Genomic DNA, 21118 nt, shown 5'->3' with positions numbered 1-21118 from the left:
TGCACGATCCGGTCGCCGTCGACCGCGACGCCCGTCTTCGTCAGGCGAGCCGTCGGAGCCCGTGGGGCTGGCGGCGAACGCCGCCCCCACCCTCAGGAGCTGGTGAGGACGACGAGCTGCCGGGTCGCGCGGGTCATCGCGACGTAGCGGTCGACCGCCCCCTCGACGCCCTCACCGAACCGGTCCGGGTCGACGAGCACCACCAGGTCGAATTCGAGCCCCTTCGACAGCGTCGGCGTCAGTGACCGGACCCGGGGCGTCGGCCGGAAGGCGGGATCGCCGATGACGCACGCGATCCCGTCGTCGTGCGCGGCGAGCCACGTGTCCAGGACCGACTGCAGGTCGGCGACGGATCCGTGCGCGACGGGGATGCCGCTGCTGCGGATCGACGTCGGCACGTTGGCGTCGGGGAGCGCCGCACGGATGGCCGGCTCGGCCGCCGTCATGACCTCCTCCGGCGTGCGGTAGTTGATGCTGAGCGAGGCCACCGTGATCCGGTCCAGGCCGACGCGTTCGAGCCGTTCCCGCCAGGGCTCCGTGAACCCGTGCCGGGCCTGGGCCCGGTCGCCGACGATCGTGAAGCTCCGCGACGGGCAGCGGGCCAGCAGCATCTGCCATTCGGCGTCGGTCAGTTCCTGGGCCTCGTCCACGATGACGTGGGCGAACGGGCCGGCCAGGAGGTCCGGCTCGGCGCCCGGCAGCACGCTCTCGTCGATCAGGCTGTCCTGGAGGTCCCGGCCGTGCAGCATCCCCATCGCACCTTCGCTCTCGTCGATGACGACGTTCTGCAGCAGGCTGTCGATGGCGTCGGCCCGGCGGGCGCGCTCGGCGGCGACGGCGGCGGCGTGCCGTCGGGCACAGACCGAGGCCTCGGCGTCGCCGAGCCGCTGCCGGGCCGCGTCCAGGAGCGGCAGGTCGGACACCGTCCAGGCCTGGGCGTCGGCCCGCTGCAGCCTGGCCACGTCCTCGGGGCCCAGCCAGGGCGCGCACTTGCGCAGGTAGGCGGGGACCGACCACAGGTCACCGACGAGGTCGGTGGCCTCCAGCATCGGCCACGCCCGGTCGAGGGTCCTGATCAGCTCCCGGTCCTGCAGCAGTGAGCGCCGCAGCAGTTCGGGCGGGACGTCGTGCCCGTCGCCGCCGTCCTCGTGCCTGTCCATGAGGACGGCGAGCAGTTCCTCCCGGATCTGGTCGCGGGCCTCGTTGTGCGGGGTCCCCGGTTCCACCGCCTCGAACGCCGCCGCCCAGTCGTCGGCGCTCAGCCAGACGTCGGACCAGTGGCTGGAGACCGTCATCCCGCGGGTGGGCGGCTCCTCGTAGATGCGGACGGCCGCGTCGACCGCTCTGACCAGGTCTGCGGACGACTTCAGCCGGGCCACCTCGGGGTCGCGCTCCTCCGTCGCTCCGGCGCCCTCCGCCACGAGGTCGCGCAGTGTGCAGGTCCGGACGCCCTCCTCGCCGAGGCTCGGCAGCACGTCGGCGACGTAGGCCAGGTAGGGCTGGTGCGGGCCGACGAACAGGACGCCGCCGCGGCGGTGGCCGAGACGGGGGTCGGAGTAGAGCAGGTGGGCCGCGCGGTGCAGGGCGACGACGGTCTTGCCGGTACCGGGGCCGCCGTCGACGACGAGGGCGCCGCGGGACCCCGCCCGGATGACGGCGTCCTGGTCGGCCTGGATGGTGGAGAGGACGTCGCGCATCCGGGCGGAGCGGTTGCCGCCGAGGCTCGCGATGAACGCGGACTGGTCGTCGAGCGCGGCGTGCCCTTCGAGGGCGTCGGCGCTGAAGACCTCGTCCCAGTAGTCGCTGATCCTGCCCCCGTTCCAGCGGTACCTGCGCCGGCTCGCCACGCCCATCGGGCTGGCGTGGGTCGCCGCGAAGAACGGCTCGGCCGCGGGGGAGCGCCAGTCGAGCAGCAGCCTGCGGCCCGTGCTGTCGGTGAGGCCGAGCCGTCCCACGTACACGGGTTCGTCACCGTCGGCAGGGACGATGCGTCCCAGGCACAGATCCAGGCCGAAGCGGCGCAGGGTGCGGAGGCGGGCGGTCAGGCGGTGGATCTCGGCGTCCCGGTCCATCGCCTCCCGGCCGATGCCGCCGGGTGCCCGGCGGGTGGCGTCGAGGCGGTCGGAGAGTTCTGCGATCGACTGCGCGAGGCTCTCCGAGATGGCCGCGAAATGCCGCTCGTCGTCGTCGATCAGGGCCGGGTCGGCCTTGGGGGAGAGGTGGTCGGGAAGGTCGAACGCGCTGCGGGCCCGCGGCGCGTCCACGACGGGCTCGACGTCACCGCGCAATTCGTGAACCGGCAAAAACGCATGCACTTCGTGGATCTCCCATTTCTGCAGCTTCTGGCTTCGGTCCGCGATTTTGCCCCAGCATGAGGGCCTTGCCGCAAGCCCCCCGGTGCGCTATAAGTTGAGAGTGGCAAGGAGTGGGTTTTTCCTCCTTGCCTTTCTCGTCCCCTCCGGACGTACTCCTCTCCCGCGCATCGACGACCGGCGTGTACGGCGCTTCCGTCGGCCGCAAGCGTCTCCCGTGATGTGCTCGCCCTCCCGGTCGCCAGCGGCTTTCGCGTGCCGATAGGTACCTGTCGGTTGTTCAAAGGTGCGCGGTTCACGGCCAGTTCGAACAGCATCCTTCAAAGATGGGCCACCGAGGCGCTATCTTGCCGGGTGCATGCCAAAGAGCTGTGTCCGTTCTCCGGACCCGCACGAGGAGCTGCCCCATGAGACTGCCCAGCATCCGCAGGAGCCGACGGGCCCGCTTGTCCGGAGGGGCCCGCTTATCGGGACGGGCCCCTTTGTCCGGACGGGCCCGCCTGTCCGGGCGGGCCCGCACGCAGCGGCGGAGGCGCCTGCGTGCCCCGTGCGCCGCCCTGCTCGCCGCCGCCCTCACCGTCGTGGGTCTGGCCGCCGCCGGACCGCTCGTCGCACCCGCCACCGCGGCCCCCTCCGGGGCCGCCGCCACAGCGGGCGACGTCACCGGCGTCACCCGGTCCGGGAACACCTTCACGGTCACGACCTCCAGCGGCGCCCGGGCCCGCGTGGTCGTCGCCCGCGCCGACATCTTCCGCCTCTGGCTCTCGCCCGCCGGAACCTTCACCGACGACCCGGCCGGCTCCGACCTCGCCGTCACCACCGACTTCGGCTCCGTGCCCACGACACACACCGACGCCGGCACGTACCACCGGATCACGACGGGCTCCCTGTCGATCCGGGTCAACAAGCGGCCGCTGCGCTTCTCCGTCTACCGCGCGGACGACACCACCCCCGTCTGGCAGGAGACCCGGCCCACGAGCTGGACCGGCAACCGCACCACGCAGTACCTCGCCCGCGGCGCGGACGAGCAGTTCTACGGCACCGGCCTGCGCCTCGGCGCATGGGCGCTGCGCGACAGGACGGTCCCCATCGCCATCGACAACAAGTGGCGCGAGAACGACAACGCCAGCCCCGCCCCCTTCTACATGTCCACCAACGGCTACGGCGTGATGCGCAACACCTGGGCGCCGGGCTCCTACGGATTCAACGCCCCCACCACCCTCACCCACGACGAGAAGCGCTTCGACGCCTGGTACTTCACCGGCGATTCCCTGAAATCCGTGCTCGACGCCTACACCGACGTCAGCGGAAAGCCGTTCATGGCGCCGATGTGGGGATTCGAACTCGGCAACGCCGACTGTTTCAACGCCTCCAACCCCGACTACCAGGGCGACCACGACCGTCCCCGCCACCGGACCACGCCCGACGTCGTCGGCTACGCCGCCGACGCCCGCGCCGCCGACATGCCCTCGGGCTGGTTCCTGCCCAACGACGGCTACGGCTGCGGCTACACCGCGCCCCTGAAACAGACCGTCGACGCCCTGCGGGCCAAGGGCTTCCAGACCGGCCTGTGGACCTCGACCGGCCTCGGTTCCATCGCCGACGAGGTGGGCACCGCCGGCAGCCGCGCCGTGAAGACCGACGTGGCATGGATCGGCAGCGGGTACAAGTACGCCTTCGACGGCGTACGGCAGGCCGTCGAAGGCATCGAGAAGAACTCCGACGCCCGCCGCTTCGTCTGGACCGTCGACGGCTGGGCGGGCACCCAGCGCAACGCCGTCGTGTGGACCGGCGACACCTACGGCACCTGGGACGACATGCGCTGGCACGTCCCCGCCATCACCGGCGCGGGCCTCTCCGCGCTCAACTACGCCGCCGGCGACGTCGACGGGATCTTCGGCGGCAGCCCGAAGACGTACACCCGCGACCTCCAGTGGAAGGCCTTCACCCCCGCCTTCATGACCATGTCGGGCTGGGGCGCCGTCAACCCCGCCGCCGGCTACCACGACAAGCAGCCCTGGCGTTTCGCCGAGCCGTACCTCTCCATCAACCGCAAGTACCTGCAGCTGAAGATGCGTCTGATGCCCTACCTCTACACGATGAGCCGCGTCGCCCACGAGACGGGCGTGCCCAGCACCCGGGCCATGGTCCTGGAATACCCCGACGACCCGGTGGCCCGCGGCAACGCCACCAGCGGACAGTTCATGGCGGGCGACTCCCTCCTCGTCGCGCCCGTCGTGTCCGACACCACGGTCCGGGACGGCATCCACCTGCCCGCCGGCACCTGGACGGACTACTGGACGGGCCGCACCTACGCGGGCCCCGGCCGCCTCGACGGATACCGGGCGCCCCTGGACACCCTCCCGCTGTTCGTCAAGGGCGGCGGCATCGTGCCGATGTGGCCGCAGATGAACCACACGGGGGAGAAGCCGGTCTCCACCCTCACCTACGACATCCACCCGCGCGGCGCCTCCTCCTTCAGCCTCTACGAGGACGACGGCCGCACCCGCGCCCACGAGTCCGGCGCCTACGCCCGCCAGCGTGTCGACGTCACCGCCCCCACGTCCGGCACCGGCACGGTCACCGTCTCCGTGGGCGCCCCCACCGGCGGCTACGCCGGCAAACCGGCCTCCCGCGGCTACGAATTCACCCTCCACGTGGCCTCCGCGCCCACCGCCCTCACGGTGGACGGAGTCGCTGTGCCGCGCCTGACCTCCAAGGCCGCCTACGACTCCGCGACGACCGGCTGGTTCTTCGACCCGGCCGACCGCTCCGGGATCCTCTGGGCCAAGACCGGTGCGAAGGCGGGCGCGTTCACGCTCTCGGCCACCGGCGCCGCCGTCCCCGCCGCCGAACCCCTGCCCTCGGTCCCGACCGCCGTACCCCCGGCCCGGGACGCCGCCGCCCGCTGATTCCTACCCGTCGCCGAGCACGGCCCGGCACTCCCGCCGGGCCGGCTCGCTCAGCAGCCCCCGCCACCGACCGAACAGCGACCGCAGATCGCCGCCCCACGCCTCCCGGAACACCGGATCGATCCGCGCCAGATCGAGTTCGTTGGCCGCCGACAGCTCGGCCAGGTCCCGCCGTGCCCGCTCCGTGGGGCAGTGGACCCGGCCCGTGAACCGGTCCCGGAAGGCCGCGCCGGCGCGGGGGAGCGTCGGATACGTGGCCGCCCGGTCGCAGGCGGCGTACAGGTACACGAGCGACTCGGCCTCGTCGCCGATCACCTCGGCCAGGTCCGCCCGCCGGGCGAGCGGCAGCAGGGCGGTGGGAAACCCGTCGGTGCCGTAGAACGCGTGGCACAACCCCGCCCGCTGCAGGGCCGGCCCGGCACCCCAGGACGCGAGCAGGTCCCGTACGCGCTCCAGGTGCAGCAGGAGCGTTCCGCCCGGGTGGGCCACCTCCTGCGCACCGAGCTCCCGCAGCCATGCGACGGCGCGGTCCGACATGGAACCTCCCCGGGGTCGTGGGGGGTGGGTCGGCACCCGTCCGCACCGTTCGCCGGGGGTCCGGACCCCGTGGCGAAGGCGGGGACGGGTTGCCGCCCGGGCCCTGCACCGATCTTGATCCGCCGCGAAACCCAAGTCAATCCTCCGGTTTGCTCCCCATATCCAAGCAATATCTTGGGTCTCATGACCCTCGACGATCTCCGCGTGTTCGTGGCCGTCTGCCGCGCCGGCAGCCTCAGCGCCGTCGCGCGCGACCTCGGCTGCACCCAGTCCGCCGTCAGCCAGCACGTCCGCCGCCTCGAGAAGCAGACCGGCACCAGCCTCCTGGAGCGCCACGCCCGCGGCGTCGTGCCGACCGAGGCCGGCCGTATCGTCCAGGCGGCCGCCGCCGACGGCATCGCCGGCCTGGACGGTGCCCTGCGCCGCGTGGAGGACCTCGTACGGGGCGGGGGCGGCACCGTGCGCGTCACCACCGGTGCGACGACCGTCCGGCACTTCATGTCCGAGGCGGTCGTCTCCTTCCGCCGCGGCCACCCCGGGGTGAGGCTGGAGTTCCAGACCGAGAACTCCAGCCGCAGCTGCTTCGACGCCCTCGCCGCCGGCGACCTCGACCTCGCCTGGATCACCATCGGCGCCCCCGTGCGGGGCATCGAGCAGCGCCCGGTCATGGAACTGCCCTGGGTGCTCGCGGTCGGCGCCGACGACCCCCTGGCCGGCCGCACCGGTCTCACCCCCGCCGACCTGGCCGACGTCCGCCACATCCGGCTGCCGCAGAACTCCGCCTCCCGGGCCCACCTCGACGCCGCCCTCGCCGAGTCCGGCATCCACGTGCGCTCCGACACCAGCGCGGCCGACTGGGACACCGCCCTGCTGCTCGCCGAACTGGGCCTGGGGCACGCCGTCGTGCCCGCGCTGCCCGGCTGGCAGGTCCCCGGCACCGACGGCCCGCTGCGCCTCGTACCCATCCCCGCCCTGCCGCCGCTCGCCGTCGGCTGGGCCGTTCGCCGCTGGGCCGCCCTCGCCCCGCCGGCCCTGGCCTTCGCCGACGAGGTCGCCCGCAGCTGCCGGGCGCGCGCCGCCGGGCAGCAGTGACGCCGCGACCGGGCGACGGCGGCCCGCGCCGCCAGGGCCACCAGCGACGGGCCGTGCTGGACCTGCGTGACGCTCACCCCGAGGTCGTGGCTCAGGTGGTGCGTGACGAGGTCCGCACCGACGTCGATCAGCCGTTCCCGAAGGGATCTGCCCTGGTCCATGAGGCCTTGTCCACCGGCAGGCGCAGCCCGTGTCTACTCGCTCTGACCGGGGCCGCCGCCGCTGGTGAGGACGTGTGGCGCGGGGCGGAGGATGATGGACGGACGGGGGCCCGAGGAGGAGGTGCGTGCCATGACGGAGCACGACGGCGGTCCGTCGGCGCGGAAGCTTGAGGAGGGCCGGCTGCTCAAGGAGCTGGAGGCCATCCACCGCACGCGCCACGAGACCCTGCTGCACGGGTCCGACGACGCCCTGGTCACCCATACGAAGCGGATGAACGAGCTGGAGCACGAGTACGTGCGCCGCCATCCGCAGCGCGCCCAGACCGCTTCCCGCACCCGCTCGGGTGCCCGGGCCCGCACCGACAGCGAGGGCTGACGCCCCACCCGATGAGATCCGGCCCGGCGGCGCCGTGGCCGGATGCGGGCCCGGCAGTGCCGTGCCCCGCAGCGGGGCCTTCGCACGCTGTCCGCCTCCGACCCGGTCATCGTTGTGGGGCGCCTTTGCCTCGAATGAGACAATCTTGTATCGTCCGAGGCGAAGGAGGCTCGCCATGGTGCACGAAGTAGAACTGCTCGACGGCGCGGCCCGCGTCCTCGCCGGAGACCACAGCGCCTCGATGGTGCAGATCGCCGCCGGAATCGGGACCAGCCGCGCCACGCTCAGCCGTCGCTACGCCACCCGCGAGGCCCTGCTGAAAGCAGTCGCGGTCCGGGCCATCGAGGTCGTCGACGGCTGCCTGGCCCCGCTCGACCTGGCGCAGAACGCCGACGCCGACGCCTTCGACGCGGCACTCGAGGAACTGGTCGTCGCCCTGATGCCCGCCGCCCACCTCTACGGCTTCACCTCACGTGACGCCACCGTGCTCGCGGATCCCGCGTTCCGGGCGGGCGTGGACCGCCAGGACCAGCGGGCCCTCGCCTTCTTCGCCCTCGGCCAGCGGCTGGGGCGGTTGCGCGCCGACCTCCCGCCGTACTGGATCTGGTACTCCCTCTGGGGACTCCTCGACGCCGCCGCCGAAGGCGTACGGGACGGGCACCTCGCCCCCCGCCAGATCGGGCACCTGGTCCTGACCTCCTTCCTCAGCGGGACGCGGCCCCCCGTGCGGCCCCCCGCCGGCACCCCCGAACCCTGAACCACCCGTCACCGCGCACAGACCTCGAACGGAACCCCATGCACACCCCCACGCCGGACCCCCGACGGTGGATCGTCCTGGCGATCCTCTCCGGCAGCCTCCTGCTCATCTCCATGGACACCACGATCCTCAACGTGGCCTTCCCCTCCCTCGTCGGCGACCTGCAACCCGGCGCCGTACAGCAGCTCTGGATCATCGACATCTACGCCCTCGCCCTGTCCGGACTGCTGGTCACCGCGGGTGCGCTCGGTGACCGCTGGGGACGCAAGCGGCTCCTGATGGCGGGCTTCGGCATCTTCTCGGCGGCCTCGCTCACAGCCGTGTTCGCCACCGATGCCTGGCACCTGATCGCGGCCCGCGCCCTGCTCGGCATCGGCGGCGCGGCCATCATGCCGGCCACCGTCTCGATCCTGCGCACCGTCTTCACCGACGCCAAGGAGCGCGCCTTCGCCCTCGCCGTCTGGGCGGCCGTCTTCGGCGGCGGCATGGCCTTCGGACCGGTCGTCGGCGGCCTCCTCGTCCAGGACCACGGCTGGCACTCCGCCTTCCTGCTCAACCTGCCCGTCGCCGCCGTCATCGTCGCGGCCGGCCTGCGCTACCTGCCCGAATCGCGCTCCCCGCGCGGCACCGGCCGCTGGGACTGGTGGGGCGTCGGGCAGTCCGTCGTGGGCATGCTCGCCCTCGCGGGCGGCATCAAGCAGCTCGGCAAGAGCGGTGTGGCCGACCCCCTGCCCTGGGCGCTGCTCCTCGTCGCGGCCGTCGCGCTGACCGTCTTCGTCCGCCGTCAGGCACGGCTGGACAACCCCCTGCTGCAGGTGCGGCTGTTCGCCGAGCCCGCGTTCAGCGTCGCGGCCACCGCGATCTTCCTGCCGATGGTGGGCATGGGCGCGATCCTGTTCCTGGTCACCCAGTGGTTCCAGTACGGCGAGGGCTACACCCCGCTGGAGGCCGGACTGCGCCTGCTGCCGGCCCCGCTGGCCCTGATCGCCGCCTCCATGGTCGCCCCCTGGCTGATGCAGCGCTTCGCGATCCGCCACGTGCTCGGCGCCGGACTCGTCGTCCTGGCCGCGGGCATGGCACTGCCGTGGACCCTCCAGCAGTTCACCGATCTCGGCTACCCGGCCTTCGCGGCCGCCCTGACCGTCATGGGCCTCGGCGCCGGCATCGCGACCACCGTGGCCTCGGTGACGCTGGTCTCCGCCGCGCCCGCCGCCGAGGTCTCCAGCGCCGCCGCCATCGAAGAGACCTGCTACGAGCTCGGCTCCGCCATGGGCGTCGCCGTGCTCGGCTCCACCGCGGCCGCGCTCTACCGGGGCAACCTGCCCGCCCTCGACCTGGACGGCCCCACCGCGGCCGCCGCCCGGGATTCCGTCGGCGAGGCCGCGCACATCGCCGACCGGCTGGGCGGCGCCGTCGGCCAGGCCCTGCTCGACACCGCCTCGCACGCCTACACCCTCGCCATCACCCCGGCGTTCCTCATGGCCGGCGGCCTGGCCGTCACCGCGGCGGCCACGACCTGGACGCTCATTCCGCGCGATCTGCGGCCCACCGAGAACCACTGACCCGGGCGGACCGGACCACGACCGCGGGCGCCGGGCCCAGGGTGGTGGTGCCCGGCGCCGCCCGGTGCCCCAGACCCGTGCGGTACGCGTCCATGGCCGCCTCCACCCGGCCCGTACGCCGCAGCAGATCGCCCAGCAGCCGGCACAGGTCGGCGAGGTCGCCCCTCGCCCCGCTGCGCTCCAGCAGGGCCAGCGCCTGGACGTAGTGCTCCTCGGCGGATTCCGTCTCACCGCGCTCCTCGGCCATCAGGCCGAGGAGCCGGTGCGCGCCGCCCGCGTGCACGGCGCCGTGGCTGTTGCCCAGCTCCAGCAGCGCCGCGAGCAGCTCCGCGGCCTCCTCCTGCCGGCCCAGCCGGCGCAGTACGTCCGCCAGCTCGACCTCCACCTGGGCCGTGTAGAGACCGGCCCGCCGGGCCGACAGCATGTCCCGGGCCGTGCGCAGCTCCTGTTCGGCCGACCCGAGTTCACCGTTCTGCGCCAGAACGTAGCCGCGCATCCAGTGGCAGTGCGCCAGATCCGTGCTCAGCTGCAAGTGGGCGTAGATGGCCTGCGCCTTGGCCAGGGAGGCGTCGGCTTCGGCCATCCGGCCCTCGGCGAGGAAGGTCCGGGCCACCTGCCGGTGCATCCCCGCCACCAATGCCGGATCACTGACCTGCGGCGCCAGGGCCAGCGCCAGCTCGGCCGAACGGGCGGCGCGCGCGTGGGCGCCCATGTCCATGTACGGGCCGATCACCGCGGCGTGCAGCAGGACGAGCGCGTCGGGGTCGGCCAGCCCGCTCGCCCCCAGCTCGTCGATGGCGGACTCCAGCAGGTAGCAGGCGTAGCGCAGCTCGCCCGCGAGCAGGTGCGCCACCGCCCGGCCGCGCACGGGCCGGGCCCGGCGCGTCAGCGGCTCGTCGGCCAGGAGCCGCTCCGCCTCCTCGAAGTGGCCGATCGCGTCCGGTAGTTCACCGGCCTCGAGGGCGCACTCGCCGAGCCCGAGGCGAGCCTGCGCCTGCTCGGGGACGAGCCCGAGCTCTTCCGCCTCGGCGAGCAGCCGGCGGTAGAGCGAGGCGGCCTCCTCGGCGGCGCCCGTGGCGAGCGTGCGCTGCGCGTCGGTGAGGGCGAGCCGCAGCTCGGTGGCCAGATGGGCGGGGCGGCCGGTGGCCAGCTCCTCGTACGAGGTGCCCAGGCGGGCGGCGAGGAAGCGCAGCGCGGTCTCGGAGGGGCGCACCTTGCCCGACTCCAGGGTGGAGACGTAGGCCGCGGTGTAGGAGGGGTGTGCCAGCTGCTTCTGGGTCAGACCGCGTTCGGCCCGCATGCGCTGGACCCTGCGGCCGATCTCGCCCGGTTCGTCCATGGAATCCCCCCTGGTTGCTCGAACTCCCCAGTATTCAACCGGAGTACGCCATTGCGCACCTCTCGCGCGACGCCTAGTTTAAGCAGCCGGTTCAGTGTGTTTATCAAACTGCTTAACTTCCTTTCCCGGGGGAGGACTTCATGGATCCGGTCAGAGGCACGGTCAGACGTCCGGCGCGCCGCCCGGCGCGGCGGCAAGGGGCACGTCCGGCGTTGCGCGCGGCGCTCGCGATGGTCTGCGCGACCGCCGCGCTGGTCGCCGCGGGTCCGGCCGGTGCGGCGGACGCGCCCTCCCCGACCCGGGTGGAGGTCGAGATCCCCGGGCCCGAACAGGGCGGCGACGCCGGGTCCGGGCACGCTCTGGTGCCGACGGCCGGCGGCCCGGCGCAGCACGCGGGCCGGCTCACCGAGGCCGAGCGTTCGGCCGACGGCGAGGTCACCAAGATGATCGACAACGGCTCCACCGCGGACCGCCTCGACGTCGTCGTCATCGGCGACGGCTACACCGCGGCCGAACTGCCACGGTTCCGCGCGGACGCCGCACAGAAGTGGGCCGAGGTGGCGGCCGTCGAGCCCTACACCACCTACCGTGGCCTCTTCAACGTGTGGACCGTCGACGCGGTCTCCCGCGAATCGGGCGTCTCCGGCGACCCCGACCCGGCGACCGTGCGCGACACCGCCCTCGGCTCGTACTTCTGGTGCGGGGACATCGAGCGGCTGCTCTGCATCGACCAGCCCAAGGTCGACGCGTACGTGGCGAAGGCGCCGGAGGCCGACCTCGTCATCGTCCTGGCCAACAGCGCCAAGTACGGGGGAGCGGGCTACAACGAGCCCAGCGCCACCCTCGGCTACGAGGGGATATCGACCGCCTCGGCGGGCCACCCGAAGTCCGGCCAGGTCGCCATCCACGAGACCGGCCACTCGCTGGGCAAGCTCGCCGACGAGTACTTCTACCCGGGCGTGCCGGACTACGAGAAGTACACCGGGCCCGAACCCGCCGAGTCCAACAGCTCCGGCCTGACGGCCGAGCGGATGGCCGCGCAGCGGGCCAAGTGGTACCGGTGGCTGGGCGAGGAGTCGCCCGACGGCGGCACGGTCGGGGCGTACGAGGGCGGCAACTACTACGTGACGGGGCTGTACCGGCCCACCGACAGCTCCCTCATGCGCGTCCTGGGCAAGCCCTTCAACCTGCCCGGCGTGGAATCGATGATCGCGGGCTTCTACCAGCACGCGCGGATCGCCACCGCGCTCACTCCGACGGACCGGACCCTGCGGATGCGCCACACCGCGAAGGTGGCCGTCCCCCGGCTGTCCGGGGCGGACGGCCGGCAGCTCGTGGTCCGCTGGTACCTGGACGGCCGTGAGCTCAGGCGGTTGGAGGGGCGCACCGAGGTGTCGGTGGCGGAGCTGTGGCTGTTCGACCTGCGGACCCACCGCCTGTCCGTGACGGCCGAGGACCGCACTCCGTCGGTCCGCGACCCGAAGACCGCCCGCACCCTGCGTTCCACGGTGGAATGGAAGGTCCGGCTCTGAGTCGTCGCCGGACGCCGGTCGAGCCTGGCCGGGTGAACGTGTTCCACGGCCGTGACGGCCGGCACCCGGAGATGACCAACGGCGGCACGGCGGTGTTCGTGGACGTCCTGGTGCCCGCGGTGTCGGCGCCGGCCCGGGAGACGTGGACCGTCCGCTTCGCCGCCCTGCTGACCCTCCCTCCGGGACCGGAACGTGATGGGGCGTCGCAGGGTGGTCGGCTTCGACCTGGCCGGCCTCGACCGGGGGGACAGCCCGCAGGAGCCGGCCGCCGCCTAGTGCTGTGACCGGAAGGGTTCACCGGGTCGCGACGCCCGGCACGGCACCTCGCCGCGTTGTCGGACCGCGCACGTACGTCCGGTACGAGCCGCGGCCCTCCGCCTTGCGATGCACCGCACCGGACGCCGCGACCCGGCAAACCTTTCCGGTCACAGCACTAGGACTTCCTGCTGCGCGTCCTGGACCCGGCGGTGTCCCGCCACCGCTGGGAGGAGCTGACGTACGAACCGGCCCGGGCCGAGGGCTGCCGGCGCACGTACCGGGCGATGGTGGAGGAGTTCGACCCGCGACCGCCACGGGGGCGCAGGCCCGCGGACGCGTTCTGCCCGGGCCGCACGAGGCCGCGGCGGCCTCGTGCGTACGTCACCGGGTGCTGGACGCCCTGCCGTTCTGGGAGGAGTGCGTCTTCTGCACGGAGGGCGTCAGCGCGGTGACCGGGACCAGCGGGGGTCCCGCCCGGTGAACGCGAGGAGCTTCTCCGCGCGGCCCGCGCCCTCCGGGAGGACCAGCGCCGGCGCGTACTTGCCGAAGGAGTCGCGGACGAAGTCGACGATCCGCGCCGCGATGTCCTCCAGCCCCTCGGCGATCTCCTCGGTCAGCGGCAGGTCCTGACCGGTGGCCCGGGCGATGTCCCAGGCGTGGATCGCGGCGTCGAGCGCCGCGGCGGCGGCGCCGGTACCGGCCGGCATGGGCCCCATCGGGGTGGGCACGCTCTCCTCGTCCCTCTTCGACTCCCACGCCGCGGCGGCCGCCTCCAGGACCGCCGTCAGCTCCGCGACCGGGTCGTCGGCCGTCGCGTCCGCGGGCTCGAACGGGTCGGTCGCGGGTGCGACGCCCGTGATCTGCATGACCAGCGCCTGCTGGTCCAGACGTGCGTGGTTCAGCACCTGACGCACCGTCCACTCCGAGCAGGGCGTCGGATCCCCCCAGGCGTCGGCGGGAACGCCCCGCACGGCGGCGAGCAGGTAGTCGTGCGCGTCAGCGAGCAGCTTGAAACCGTCGGCGGTCATCGGTCGCCCTCCCGTGGTCCCGGCATCGGACCGTCACCATAGTTCGGCGGCGCACCGGCCGTCCCGTCTTTCGCTTCCGTCAACTGCGCTGCGCCGTCCGGCCGGAGGGGCCCACGAACTCGGCGAAGCCGGCCGCACCCGCAGGAAGACCGTCCTCTCCGTGGCCTGACGCCCCGCCACCCCGCTCCCGGGGGGGCTCGGCTCCCGAGGCGCCGGTCCGCTCCGGCTCCTCGGGAGCAGCCGCGCGCGTACCTCCCCGGCCCACCCGCGCCTGCGGGCAGCGCGTACGGTCACCGGTACCGACTCGGCCGGAGGGCCGCGGCTCCCGGCCGCGGCCCCCTGGGCCGGGCGCGACCCCGCGCGACCATCCGCTCGCCTTCCGAAGGGACGACCACCCGCCATGTGGGCCTCGATCATCGCGGTGCTCGGCACTCTCGCCGGCGCCCTGACCGCCGGACTCCTCCAGCACCGCGCGGCGCACACCGCACGCGCCGAACAGCGCGCCGACGGCCACCGCCAGGACCGGCTCGCGGCCGTCACCGAGTTCGCGGCCGCCCTGGACGCGCACCGCTCGGCGCTCTTCCACCGGGAGCGGCTGGCCCTGACGCAGGCCGGCACCGAGTACGAGCTGGAGGCCCGGACGAGGTCCCACGACACGCGGGCGGCGATCACCGCGCCCCACGTCCGGCTCCAGGTCCTGGTCCCCGAACTGGCGGGCCCCGCCCAGCAGGCCGCGGACGCCACGTACGCGATGCGCCGTGCCACCCGTCGCAGCGACCTGGACACGCTGCGGCGTGCGGCCAAGGAAGCAGCCGGGGCCTTCGTCGCGGCGGCCGCCGCACTGCTGCACCCGGACCACCGCTGACCGGCGGCGGCTCCTGCGCGCACGGGGCAGGATGGGGCCGTGAGCTTCACCGTGCACGCCCGCCGCGTCCGAGACGAGAGCCTGAGCCCCGCCCGCCGCGGCGCGGCCCTGAGCAGCGCCGTCGTCCTGTACCGCCCGTTCGGATTCACCTGGACCCACGCCTACCTGAGCCTGTTCGGGGACACGCGCCGGGACCCGCGTGCCATGGTGACGGCCCTGGAGGTGCTGGAGCGCAGCAGGACCGCGCGCACGGCCGAATGGGCAGAGTTCTCCCGCCGCCGGACCACGGAGAAGCACGAGGCGCACCGGCGTACGCCGTCGGCGGCCGACCGCGCCTGGGCGGCGGCCCCCCGATGGCCGGGGCCGGACCTGCACCACGCCCACCGGGCGATGGTGCTGCGGTGGTCGTGCCTGCCCACGCCCACGGCGGCCGAGCTGCGTCGTGAGGGGCTGACCGAACTGGAACGGGCCGTCACGGCACAGGTCGACGCCTACCTGGCGACGGACCGGCCGGACCCCGGGGCGGCGGCGGTCCTGGGCGGGCTGCTGCCCCGGCTGCGCGAGGCCGCGGCCCGTACCCGGGGCGGAGGGACGGGGAGCAGGGCGGCAGCGCGTGCCCACCAGTTGCGGATGATGGCCGAACTCGTCCACTGGGACCGCGGACCGGAGCCGGCGGAGCCCACGGGGTCTGCGCGGTCGTAGGCTGCCCGCATGTGGAAAGAGGCCGCCCGTGGGGCGGACGGAGATGCCGGGTTCGGTGAGCCCGTCGGTGCGGACGCGGTGGCCGACGCGGAGCGACGGCTCGGGGAACCGCTGCCCGCCGCACTGGTGAGTCTGCTCGGGGAGTGCGACGGCGTCGTCGGACACGACGGGACCGACACGGTCTGGCCGCTGGAGCAGATCGTCGTGCAGAACCTCTTCTTCCGGTCGGATCCCGACTTCGCCCGGCTGTACATGCCGTTCGACGCCCTGCTCTTCTTCGGCGACAACGGGGGCGGCGACCAGTTCGCCTTCGTCCGCACTCCCGAACGCGAGGACGTCTTCGTGTGGGAGCACGAGGACGACAGCCGGCGGTGGGTCGCCCGGGACCTGCGGGACTACCTCGGACGGTCCCTGGGCGGCGGCGGGGACGACTGGTACCGGTAGCGCCCCGCGGTACCGCACGGCGGCCGGCGGCCGCCGCGACGGGGATCGCGGCGGACACCGGCCGGTGCGCGCCCAAACGCGGGAAGGCGCGGGCTACATGGGGTCCATGCCCCGGTCGTCCATGCGGCTCTCCTGCTCGCTCTGCTCCTGGAGGCGGCGGGCCTTCTCCTTCAGCCGGTGGCGCTCCTCCGGGTCCGTGGACCGTTCGGCGGCCTCGTTCAGCTCCTTGGCCTTCGTGCGCATCTGCTGCGACCGGCCCCGTGACTCGCCTGAAACGCTCATGATCGCTCCTTGGATCTGTGGGGGGAGAGCGGGCGGATTCAGCGAACCAGCCCTGCCGTACACCCGCATCTCGAACCGTCACCGAAGGTGATCCGCCGCGAACGGCCTCCCGCGGATGCCGGATCCCGGGTCTTCGGAGAACCTGTGGTGGTGAGCCGAACCGACCCCGCCGAGGACGCGGCACCCGCCACCGGCAGCCCCGTCACGTTGCGCGTCAACGGCAGGGAACACACCCTGCGGACCGACCACCGCGTCACCCTCCTCGACCTCCTGCGGGAGCACCTGCACCTCACCGGGCCGAAGAAGGGATGCGACCACGGCCAGTGCGGTGCCTGCACGGTGCTCCTCGACGGGCGGCGGGCCAACAGCTGCCTGCTGCTCGCGGTCGCCCACGACGGCGCGGAGGTCATCACCGTGGAGGGCCTCGCCGCCACCGCCCCCGGCGGCGGCCCGCACCCGCTCCAGCGGGCCTTCCTGCGGCGCGACGCCTTCCAGTGCGGCTTCTGCACACCCGGCCAGCTGTGCTCCGCCGTCGGGGCGCTCGCCGAGGCCGCCGCGGGCCACCCCTCGGCCGTCACCCCGGCAGAGGGCCTCGCCGAGCCCGGACGCCCGGTGGAGCCGACCGCGCCGGAGATCAGGGAACGGCTCAGCGGCAACCTGTGCCGGTGCGGCGCCTACCCGGCCATCGTCCGGGCCGTGGCCGACACGGTGGCCGACGGCGAGGCCGGGCCCGGCGCCGACGCCGTGGCCGCAGCCGCACCCTCGTCCGGAGGGGGCACCGTATGAAGCCCTTCGGATACGTCCGGGCCGGCAGCCTGCGCGAGGCGGCCGCGGCCTACGCCGCCCACCCTGACCCCCGCTACCTCGGTGGCGGCACCAACCTCGTGGACCTCATGAAGCTCGGCGTCGAGAACCCGGCCACCCTCATCGACGTCTCCCGGCTGCCGCTGGACGCCGTCGAGGAGCGGCCCGGGGGCGGCCTGCGCATCGGAGCCACCGCCCGCAACAGCGACGTGGCCGCCCATCCCCTCGTACGGACCCGCCACCCCCTCGTCTCCCGTGCCCTGCTCGCCGGGGCGTCCGGGCAGCTGCGCAACATCGCCACCATCGGCGGGAATCTGCTCCAGCGCACCCGCTGCCCGTACTTCCAGGACGTCTCCAAGGCGTGCAACAAACGGCTGCCGGGCACCGGGTGCGCCGCCCGGGAGGGCGTTCACCGCGAGCACGCCGTCCTCGGGTACTCCGCGCACTGCATCGCCACCCACCCCTCGGACCTGGCCGTGGCCCTCGCCGCACTCGACGCCGACATCGAGCTGTACGGCGGGGACAGCGGCGACGGCATGGAGGGCAGCGGCGGCATCGAGGGCAGCGGCGGGACCGACGGCATCCGGACCGTCGCCGCCACCGACTTCCACCGGCTGCCCGGCGACCACCCCGAGCGGGACACCGTCATCCGCCCGGGGGAGATCGTCACCGCCGTGCTCCTGCCCGCCCCGGCACCCGGCGCCGTCTCCCTCTACCGCAAGGTCCGCGACCGGGCCTCCTACGCCTTCGCGCTGGCCTCCGTCGCCGCGGTCCTCGACCTCGACCCGGCCACCGGCCGAGTCCGGCACGTCGCCCTCGCCCTCGGCGGCCTCGCCCACCGGCCCTGGCGGGCGACCACGGCCGAACGGGCACTGACCGGGGCCGTCCCCGACACCGACACCGTCCGGCGGGCCGTCGACGCCGAACTCGACGAGGCCCGGCCCCTGCGCGACAACGCCCACAAGGTCGTCCTCGCCCGCAACCTCGCCCGTGACGTGCTCACCACGCTCGCCACGACCGCCCGCCGGGCACCGTAGAGCGCCGCCGGTCACCCGCCGCCGGTCACCTTTCCGCCGGTGACCCCGCCGCCGGTCACCCCTCCGCCAGCGACCCCGCCGCCGGTCACCTCTCCGCCGGTCACCCCGTCCGGCGGTCACACCCCGACAGGAGCAGGCCATGCCCCCGCACACCGCCCTCGGCACCGCCACCGTCCGCGCGGAGGGCCCGGACAAGCTCAGCGGCGCCGCGCGCTACGCCGCCGACCACACCCCGCCCGGCTGCGCCTACGCCCTCCCCGTCCCCGCCACCGTCCCGCACGGCCGCGTCACCGCCGTGGACACCGCCGAGGCCCTGCGCCTGCCCGGCGTCCTCGCCGTCCTCACCCCGTACGACGCACCCCGCCTGGGCCCCTCCGACGACGCCACGCTCCAGGTCCTCCAGGACACCGCCGTCCCGCACCGCGGCTGGTACGTGGCCCTCGCGGTCGCCGACACCCCGGAGGGCGCACGAGCCGCAGCCGAAGCCGTACGCGTCGACTACGCCGTCGAGCCGCACGACGTACTCCTGCGCGAGGACCATCCCGGCGCCCGCACCCCCGAGGAGGCGGGTGCGTTCCCCGCCCACCGCGAACGCGGCGACCCCGACGCGGCGCTCGCCGCCGCCCCCGTACGGATCGAACGCACCTACACCGTGCCGCCGTTGCACAACCACCCGATGGAGCCGCACGCGGCCACGGCCCTCTGGGACGCCGCCACCGGCCGGCTGACCGTGTACGACTCCAGCCAGGGGGCGGGCACCGTCCGCACCGCGCTCGCGTCCCTCTTCGACCTGCCGGCGGAACACGTCACCGTCGTCTCCGAACACGTCGGCGGCGGCTTCGGCTGCAAGGGCACCCCGCGTCCGCACGTGGTCCTGGCGGTCATGGCCGCCCGGCACACCGGACGTCCCGTCAAGCTCGTCCTGCCGCGCCGCCACCTGCCGACGACGGTCGGGCACCGCGCTCCCACGGTGCAGCGGATCGGCCTGGGCGCGCGCCGCGACGGCACTCTCACCGCCTACACGCACACGGTCACCACCCACACCTCCCGCGTGGAGGAGTTCGTCGAACCGGCCGCCGTCCCGGGCCGCGTCATGTACGCCGTCCCCGACAGCCGCACCACCCACCGCGTCGTCGCCCTCGACGTCCCCACTCCCTCCTGGATGCGGGCCCCCGGAGAGACACCCGGCATGTACGCCCTGGAGTCGGCCATGGACGAACTGGCCGACGAGCTCGGCATGGACCCGATCGAGCTGCGGATCCGCAACGAGCCCGAGGTCGAGCCGGACAGCGGGCGCCCGTTCAGCAGCCGCCACCTCGTCGAGTGCCTGCGCGAGGGGGCGGAGCGGTTCGGCTGGGCCGCCCTGCGCACCCCGCGCCGGGACGGGCCGCTGCTGGGCGGGGTGGGGGTGGCCGCCGCCACCTACCCGGTCTGGGTCGCCCCCTCCTCCGCCAGGGCCCACGCCCGGCCCGACGGCAGCTACCTCGTCGAGATCGACGCCACCGACCTCGGGACCGGCGCCCGCACCGTCCTGACCCAGGTGGCCGCCGACGCCCTGGGCGTCCCGCTCGCGTCCGTGACGGCCGCCATCGGCAGCAGCGGCCTGCCGGCCGCGGTGCTGGCGGGCGGCTCCGCCGGCACGGCCTCCTGGGGCTGGGCGGTCCACGACGCCTGCACCGCGCTGGCCGCCGCCCTGGCCCGCCACCGGGGGCCGCTGCCGCCCGAAGGGCTGTCGGCCTCCGCCGACACCACCGAGCCGGCGAAGCGGAAGCCCCCGTACGCGCGCCACGCCTTCGGCGCGCACTTCGCAGAGGTCCGGGTCGACACCGTCACCGGGGAGGTGCGCGTGCGCCGCATGCTCGGCGTGTACGCGGCCGGCCGCATCCTGAACCCGACGACCGCGCGTTCCCAGTTCGTCGGCGGCATGATCATGGGCCTGGGCATGGCCCTGACCGAGCACAGCTCCCTCGACCCCGTCCACGGCGACTTCGTCGAGTGCGACCTCGCGTCCTACCACGTGCCCGTGCACGCCGACGTGCCCGACATCGAGGCGCACTGGATCGACGAGGACGACCCCCACCTGAACCCGACGGGCGGCAAGGGCATCGGCGAGATCGGCACCGTCGGGGTGGCGGCCGCGATCGGCAACGCCGTCAGCCACGCCACGGGGCGCAGGCTGCGCGAGCTGCCCCTCACCCCGGACCGCGTCCTGGCCGCCCTCGGCTGACCGGCGCCGCCCCGCGCCCCGGCCCGGCGTGCCCGGTCACCGGCCCGCGCCCGGTCAGTACAGGCCCGGCCGGGCCAGGTCCTCCTCCGAGTCCGCCCCGAGTGCGGTGGTGAGGGTGAAGAGCGCTCCGTCGGGGTCGCGGAGCGTCACCCACCGCTCCGCGGCGTTCGAGGTGATGTCCGAGACCATGCGCCCGCCCAGCATGACGGCCGCCTCGATCGCGGGCCGGAGCCTGGGCACCCGGAAGTGGACGTGCCAGCGCGGCCGGGTGTGCGGGGAGAAGGCGGCGAGTTCGACGGGACCGCTGTTCAGGCGGGCCACCGGCTCGCCGTTCTGCCGCAGGACGACCTGGTCCTCCTCGTAGGAGACCGTGCAGCAGCCCGGCCGGTCGGTGGCCCACTCCAGTACCGCTCCGTAGAACATCGCCGCGTCGAGGGCGTTGCGGGTGCGCAGTTCCAGCCAGGCCGGCAGCGGACCCTTGCCGGCCCGCCAGTCCGCGGCCACGTCGCCCTCCCAGATCCCGAAGACCGCTCCGTCGGGGTCGGCGACGAGCGCCGCGCGGCCCCAGGACTCGAAGGAGACCGGCCCGACCGCGATGGTGCCCGTCCGCTCCCGGATGCGGTCCACCGCCACGTCGGCGTCGTCCACGGCGAAGTACGGGGTCCACGCCGCGGCGACCCCCAGATCCGCGGCCAGCGCGCCGATGCCCGCCACCGGGACCCGGTCGAGGAAGGCCACCGAGAACGCCTCGCCGAGGCGGGCCGGCCGGAACCGCCAGCCGGCCACGGCACGGTAGAACCGCTGGGCCGTCTCCAGGTCGCGCGTCATCAGGCTCACCCAGCACGGCGCCCCGAAGACCTCCCGTGTCGAAATCTCCACCGCACGCTCCGT

General features: G+C 74.1%; 18 protein-coding genes. 12 read left to right on the top strand and 6 right to left on the bottom strand.

Features of this window, described 5'->3' with window-relative positions; genetic code table 11:
* Nucleotides 1-92: 92 nt before the first annotated feature.
* Complete coding sequence (helR, locus tag IH80_RS0110370; protein ID WP_420708771.1) at nt 93-2303, bottom strand: RNA polymerase recycling motor ATPase HelR; 2211 nt, start codon at nt 2301-2303, stop codon at nt 93-95.
* A 491-nt stretch (nt 2304-2794) separates the two neighbouring features.
* Between helR and IH80_RS0110365 the strand changes: the two genes are divergently transcribed.
* Nucleotides 2795-5224 carry a TIM-barrel domain-containing protein gene (locus tag IH80_RS0110365; RefSeq protein ID WP_234432191.1) on the top strand — a complete coding sequence of 810 codons (2430 nt, stop codon included), beginning with the start codon at nt 2795-2797 and terminating at the stop codon, nt 5222-5224.
* Between the two features lie 3 nt (nt 5225-5227).
* Here IH80_RS0110365 and IH80_RS0110360 read toward each other — a convergent pair whose 3' ends face one another.
* On the bottom strand, nt 5228-5761 hold the full coding sequence (locus IH80_RS0110360) for a DUF6817 domain-containing protein (protein ID WP_030959461.1): 534 nt from the start codon (nt 5759-5761) through the stop codon (nt 5228-5230).
* Nucleotides 5762-5944: 183 nt separating this feature from the next.
* Between IH80_RS0110360 and IH80_RS0110355 the strand changes: the two genes are divergently transcribed.
* From IH80_RS0110355 to IH80_RS46830, 4 genes are all read left to right on the top strand, one after another.
* The gene (locus IH80_RS0110355) at nt 5945-6853 is read left to right on the top strand and encodes a LysR family transcriptional regulator (RefSeq protein ID WP_030959460.1); all 909 of its coding nucleotides are present in this window, start codon (nt 5945-5947) and stop codon (nt 6851-6853) included.
* A gap of 291 nt (nt 6854-7144) precedes the next feature.
* Nucleotides 7145-7390: a DUF6158 family protein gene (locus IH80_RS0110350; protein ID WP_030959459.1), complete on the top strand. Its 246-nt coding sequence runs from the start codon at nt 7145-7147 to the stop codon at nt 7388-7390.
* A 175-nt stretch (nt 7391-7565) separates the two neighbouring features.
* The gene (locus IH80_RS46835; protein WP_030959458.1) at nt 7566-8147 is read left to right on the top strand and encodes a TetR/AcrR family transcriptional regulator; all 582 of its coding nucleotides are present in this window, start codon (nt 7566-7568) and stop codon (nt 8145-8147) included.
* 38 nt (nt 8148-8185) lie between these two features.
* Nucleotides 8186-9709 carry an MFS transporter gene (locus IH80_RS46830; protein WP_030959456.1) on the top strand — a complete coding sequence of 508 codons (1524 nt, stop codon included), beginning with the start codon at nt 8186-8188 and terminating at the stop codon, nt 9707-9709.
* Here the strand turns inward: IH80_RS46830 and IH80_RS0110335 are convergent.
* A complete protein-coding gene (locus IH80_RS0110335) occupies nt 9672-11048 on the bottom strand; it encodes a helix-turn-helix domain-containing protein (protein WP_051809032.1) in 1377 nt (458 codons plus the stop codon). The two genes, IH80_RS46830 and IH80_RS0110335, sit on opposite strands and share 38 nt — an antisense overlap.
* Before the next feature lie 230 nt (nt 11049-11278).
* Between IH80_RS0110335 and IH80_RS0110330 the strand changes: the two genes are divergently transcribed.
* Nucleotides 11279-12580 (top strand): M64 family metallopeptidase, encoded by a 1302-nt coding sequence (locus IH80_RS0110330; RefSeq protein ID WP_030959451.1) that lies wholly within the window; start codon nt 11279-11281, stop codon nt 12578-12580.
* A gap of 698 nt (nt 12581-13278) precedes the next feature.
* On the opposite strand, the gene IH80_RS0110320 is transcribed toward IH80_RS0110330, so the two are convergent.
* Nucleotides 13279-13866, bottom strand: coding sequence for a TIGR03086 family metal-binding protein (locus IH80_RS0110320; protein WP_030959449.1), 588 nt, complete (start codon nt 13864-13866; stop codon nt 13279-13281).
* A gap of 400 nt (nt 13867-14266) precedes the next feature.
* On the opposite strand from IH80_RS0110320, the gene IH80_RS0110315 reads away from it, so the two are divergent.
* From IH80_RS0110315 to IH80_RS0110305, 3 genes are read left to right on the top strand one after another with little or no spacing between them, the layout of a single operon-like run.
* On the top strand, nt 14267-14731 hold the full coding sequence (locus IH80_RS0110315) for a hypothetical protein (RefSeq protein WP_030959448.1): 465 nt from the start codon (nt 14267-14269) through the stop codon (nt 14729-14731).
* 39 nt (nt 14732-14770) lie between these two features.
* On the top strand, nt 14771-15433 hold the full coding sequence (locus IH80_RS0110310) for a hypothetical protein (RefSeq protein WP_030959447.1): 663 nt from the start codon (nt 14771-14773) through the stop codon (nt 15431-15433).
* 9 nt (nt 15434-15442) lie between these two features.
* Nucleotides 15443-15877 carry an SMI1/KNR4 family protein gene (locus IH80_RS0110305; RefSeq protein WP_030959445.1) on the top strand — a complete coding sequence of 145 codons (435 nt, stop codon included), beginning with the start codon at nt 15443-15445 and terminating at the stop codon, nt 15875-15877.
* Between the two features lie 93 nt (nt 15878-15970).
* On the opposite strand, the gene IH80_RS0110300 is transcribed toward IH80_RS0110305, so the two are convergent.
* Entirely contained in the window at nt 15971-16159 is a 189-nt protein-coding gene (locus IH80_RS0110300) for a DUF6381 family protein (protein WP_030959443.1), read from the bottom strand.
* Nucleotides 16160-16306: 147 nt separating this feature from the next.
* On the opposite strand from IH80_RS0110300, the gene IH80_RS0110295 reads away from it, so the two are divergent.
* The 3 genes from IH80_RS0110295 (at nt 16307) to IH80_RS0110285 (ending at nt 20227) form a co-directional block, all read left to right on the top strand.
* Nucleotides 16307-16945, top strand: coding sequence for a 2Fe-2S iron-sulfur cluster-binding protein (locus tag IH80_RS0110295; RefSeq protein WP_063757276.1), 639 nt, complete (start codon nt 16307-16309; stop codon nt 16943-16945).
* Nucleotides 16942-18000 (top strand): FAD binding domain-containing protein, encoded by a 1059-nt coding sequence (locus tag IH80_RS0110290; RefSeq protein WP_030959440.1) that lies wholly within the window; start codon nt 16942-16944, stop codon nt 17998-18000. The genes IH80_RS0110295 and IH80_RS0110290 overlap by 4 nt, the downstream gene beginning before the upstream one ends.
* Before the next feature lie 139 nt (nt 18001-18139).
* Nucleotides 18140-20227: a xanthine dehydrogenase family protein molybdopterin-binding subunit gene (locus IH80_RS0110285; protein ID WP_030959439.1), complete on the top strand. Its 2088-nt coding sequence runs from the start codon at nt 18140-18142 to the stop codon at nt 20225-20227.
* A 54-nt stretch (nt 20228-20281) separates the two neighbouring features.
* Here the strand turns inward: IH80_RS0110285 and IH80_RS0110280 are convergent, their stop codons facing one another.
* Nucleotides 20282-21055, bottom strand: coding sequence for a glyoxalase/bleomycin resistance/extradiol dioxygenase family protein (locus IH80_RS0110280; RefSeq protein WP_051809098.1), 774 nt, complete (start codon nt 21053-21055; stop codon nt 20282-20284).
* Nucleotides 21056-21118: the final 63 nt, after the last annotated feature.

It is taken from the genome of Streptomyces sp. NRRL S-378 (genome assembly GCF_000720645.1).
Taxonomy (GTDB): domain Bacteria; phylum Actinomycetota; class Actinomycetes; order Streptomycetales; family Streptomycetaceae; genus Streptomyces.
This window is presented reverse-complemented; position numbering and strand designations above follow the sequence as displayed.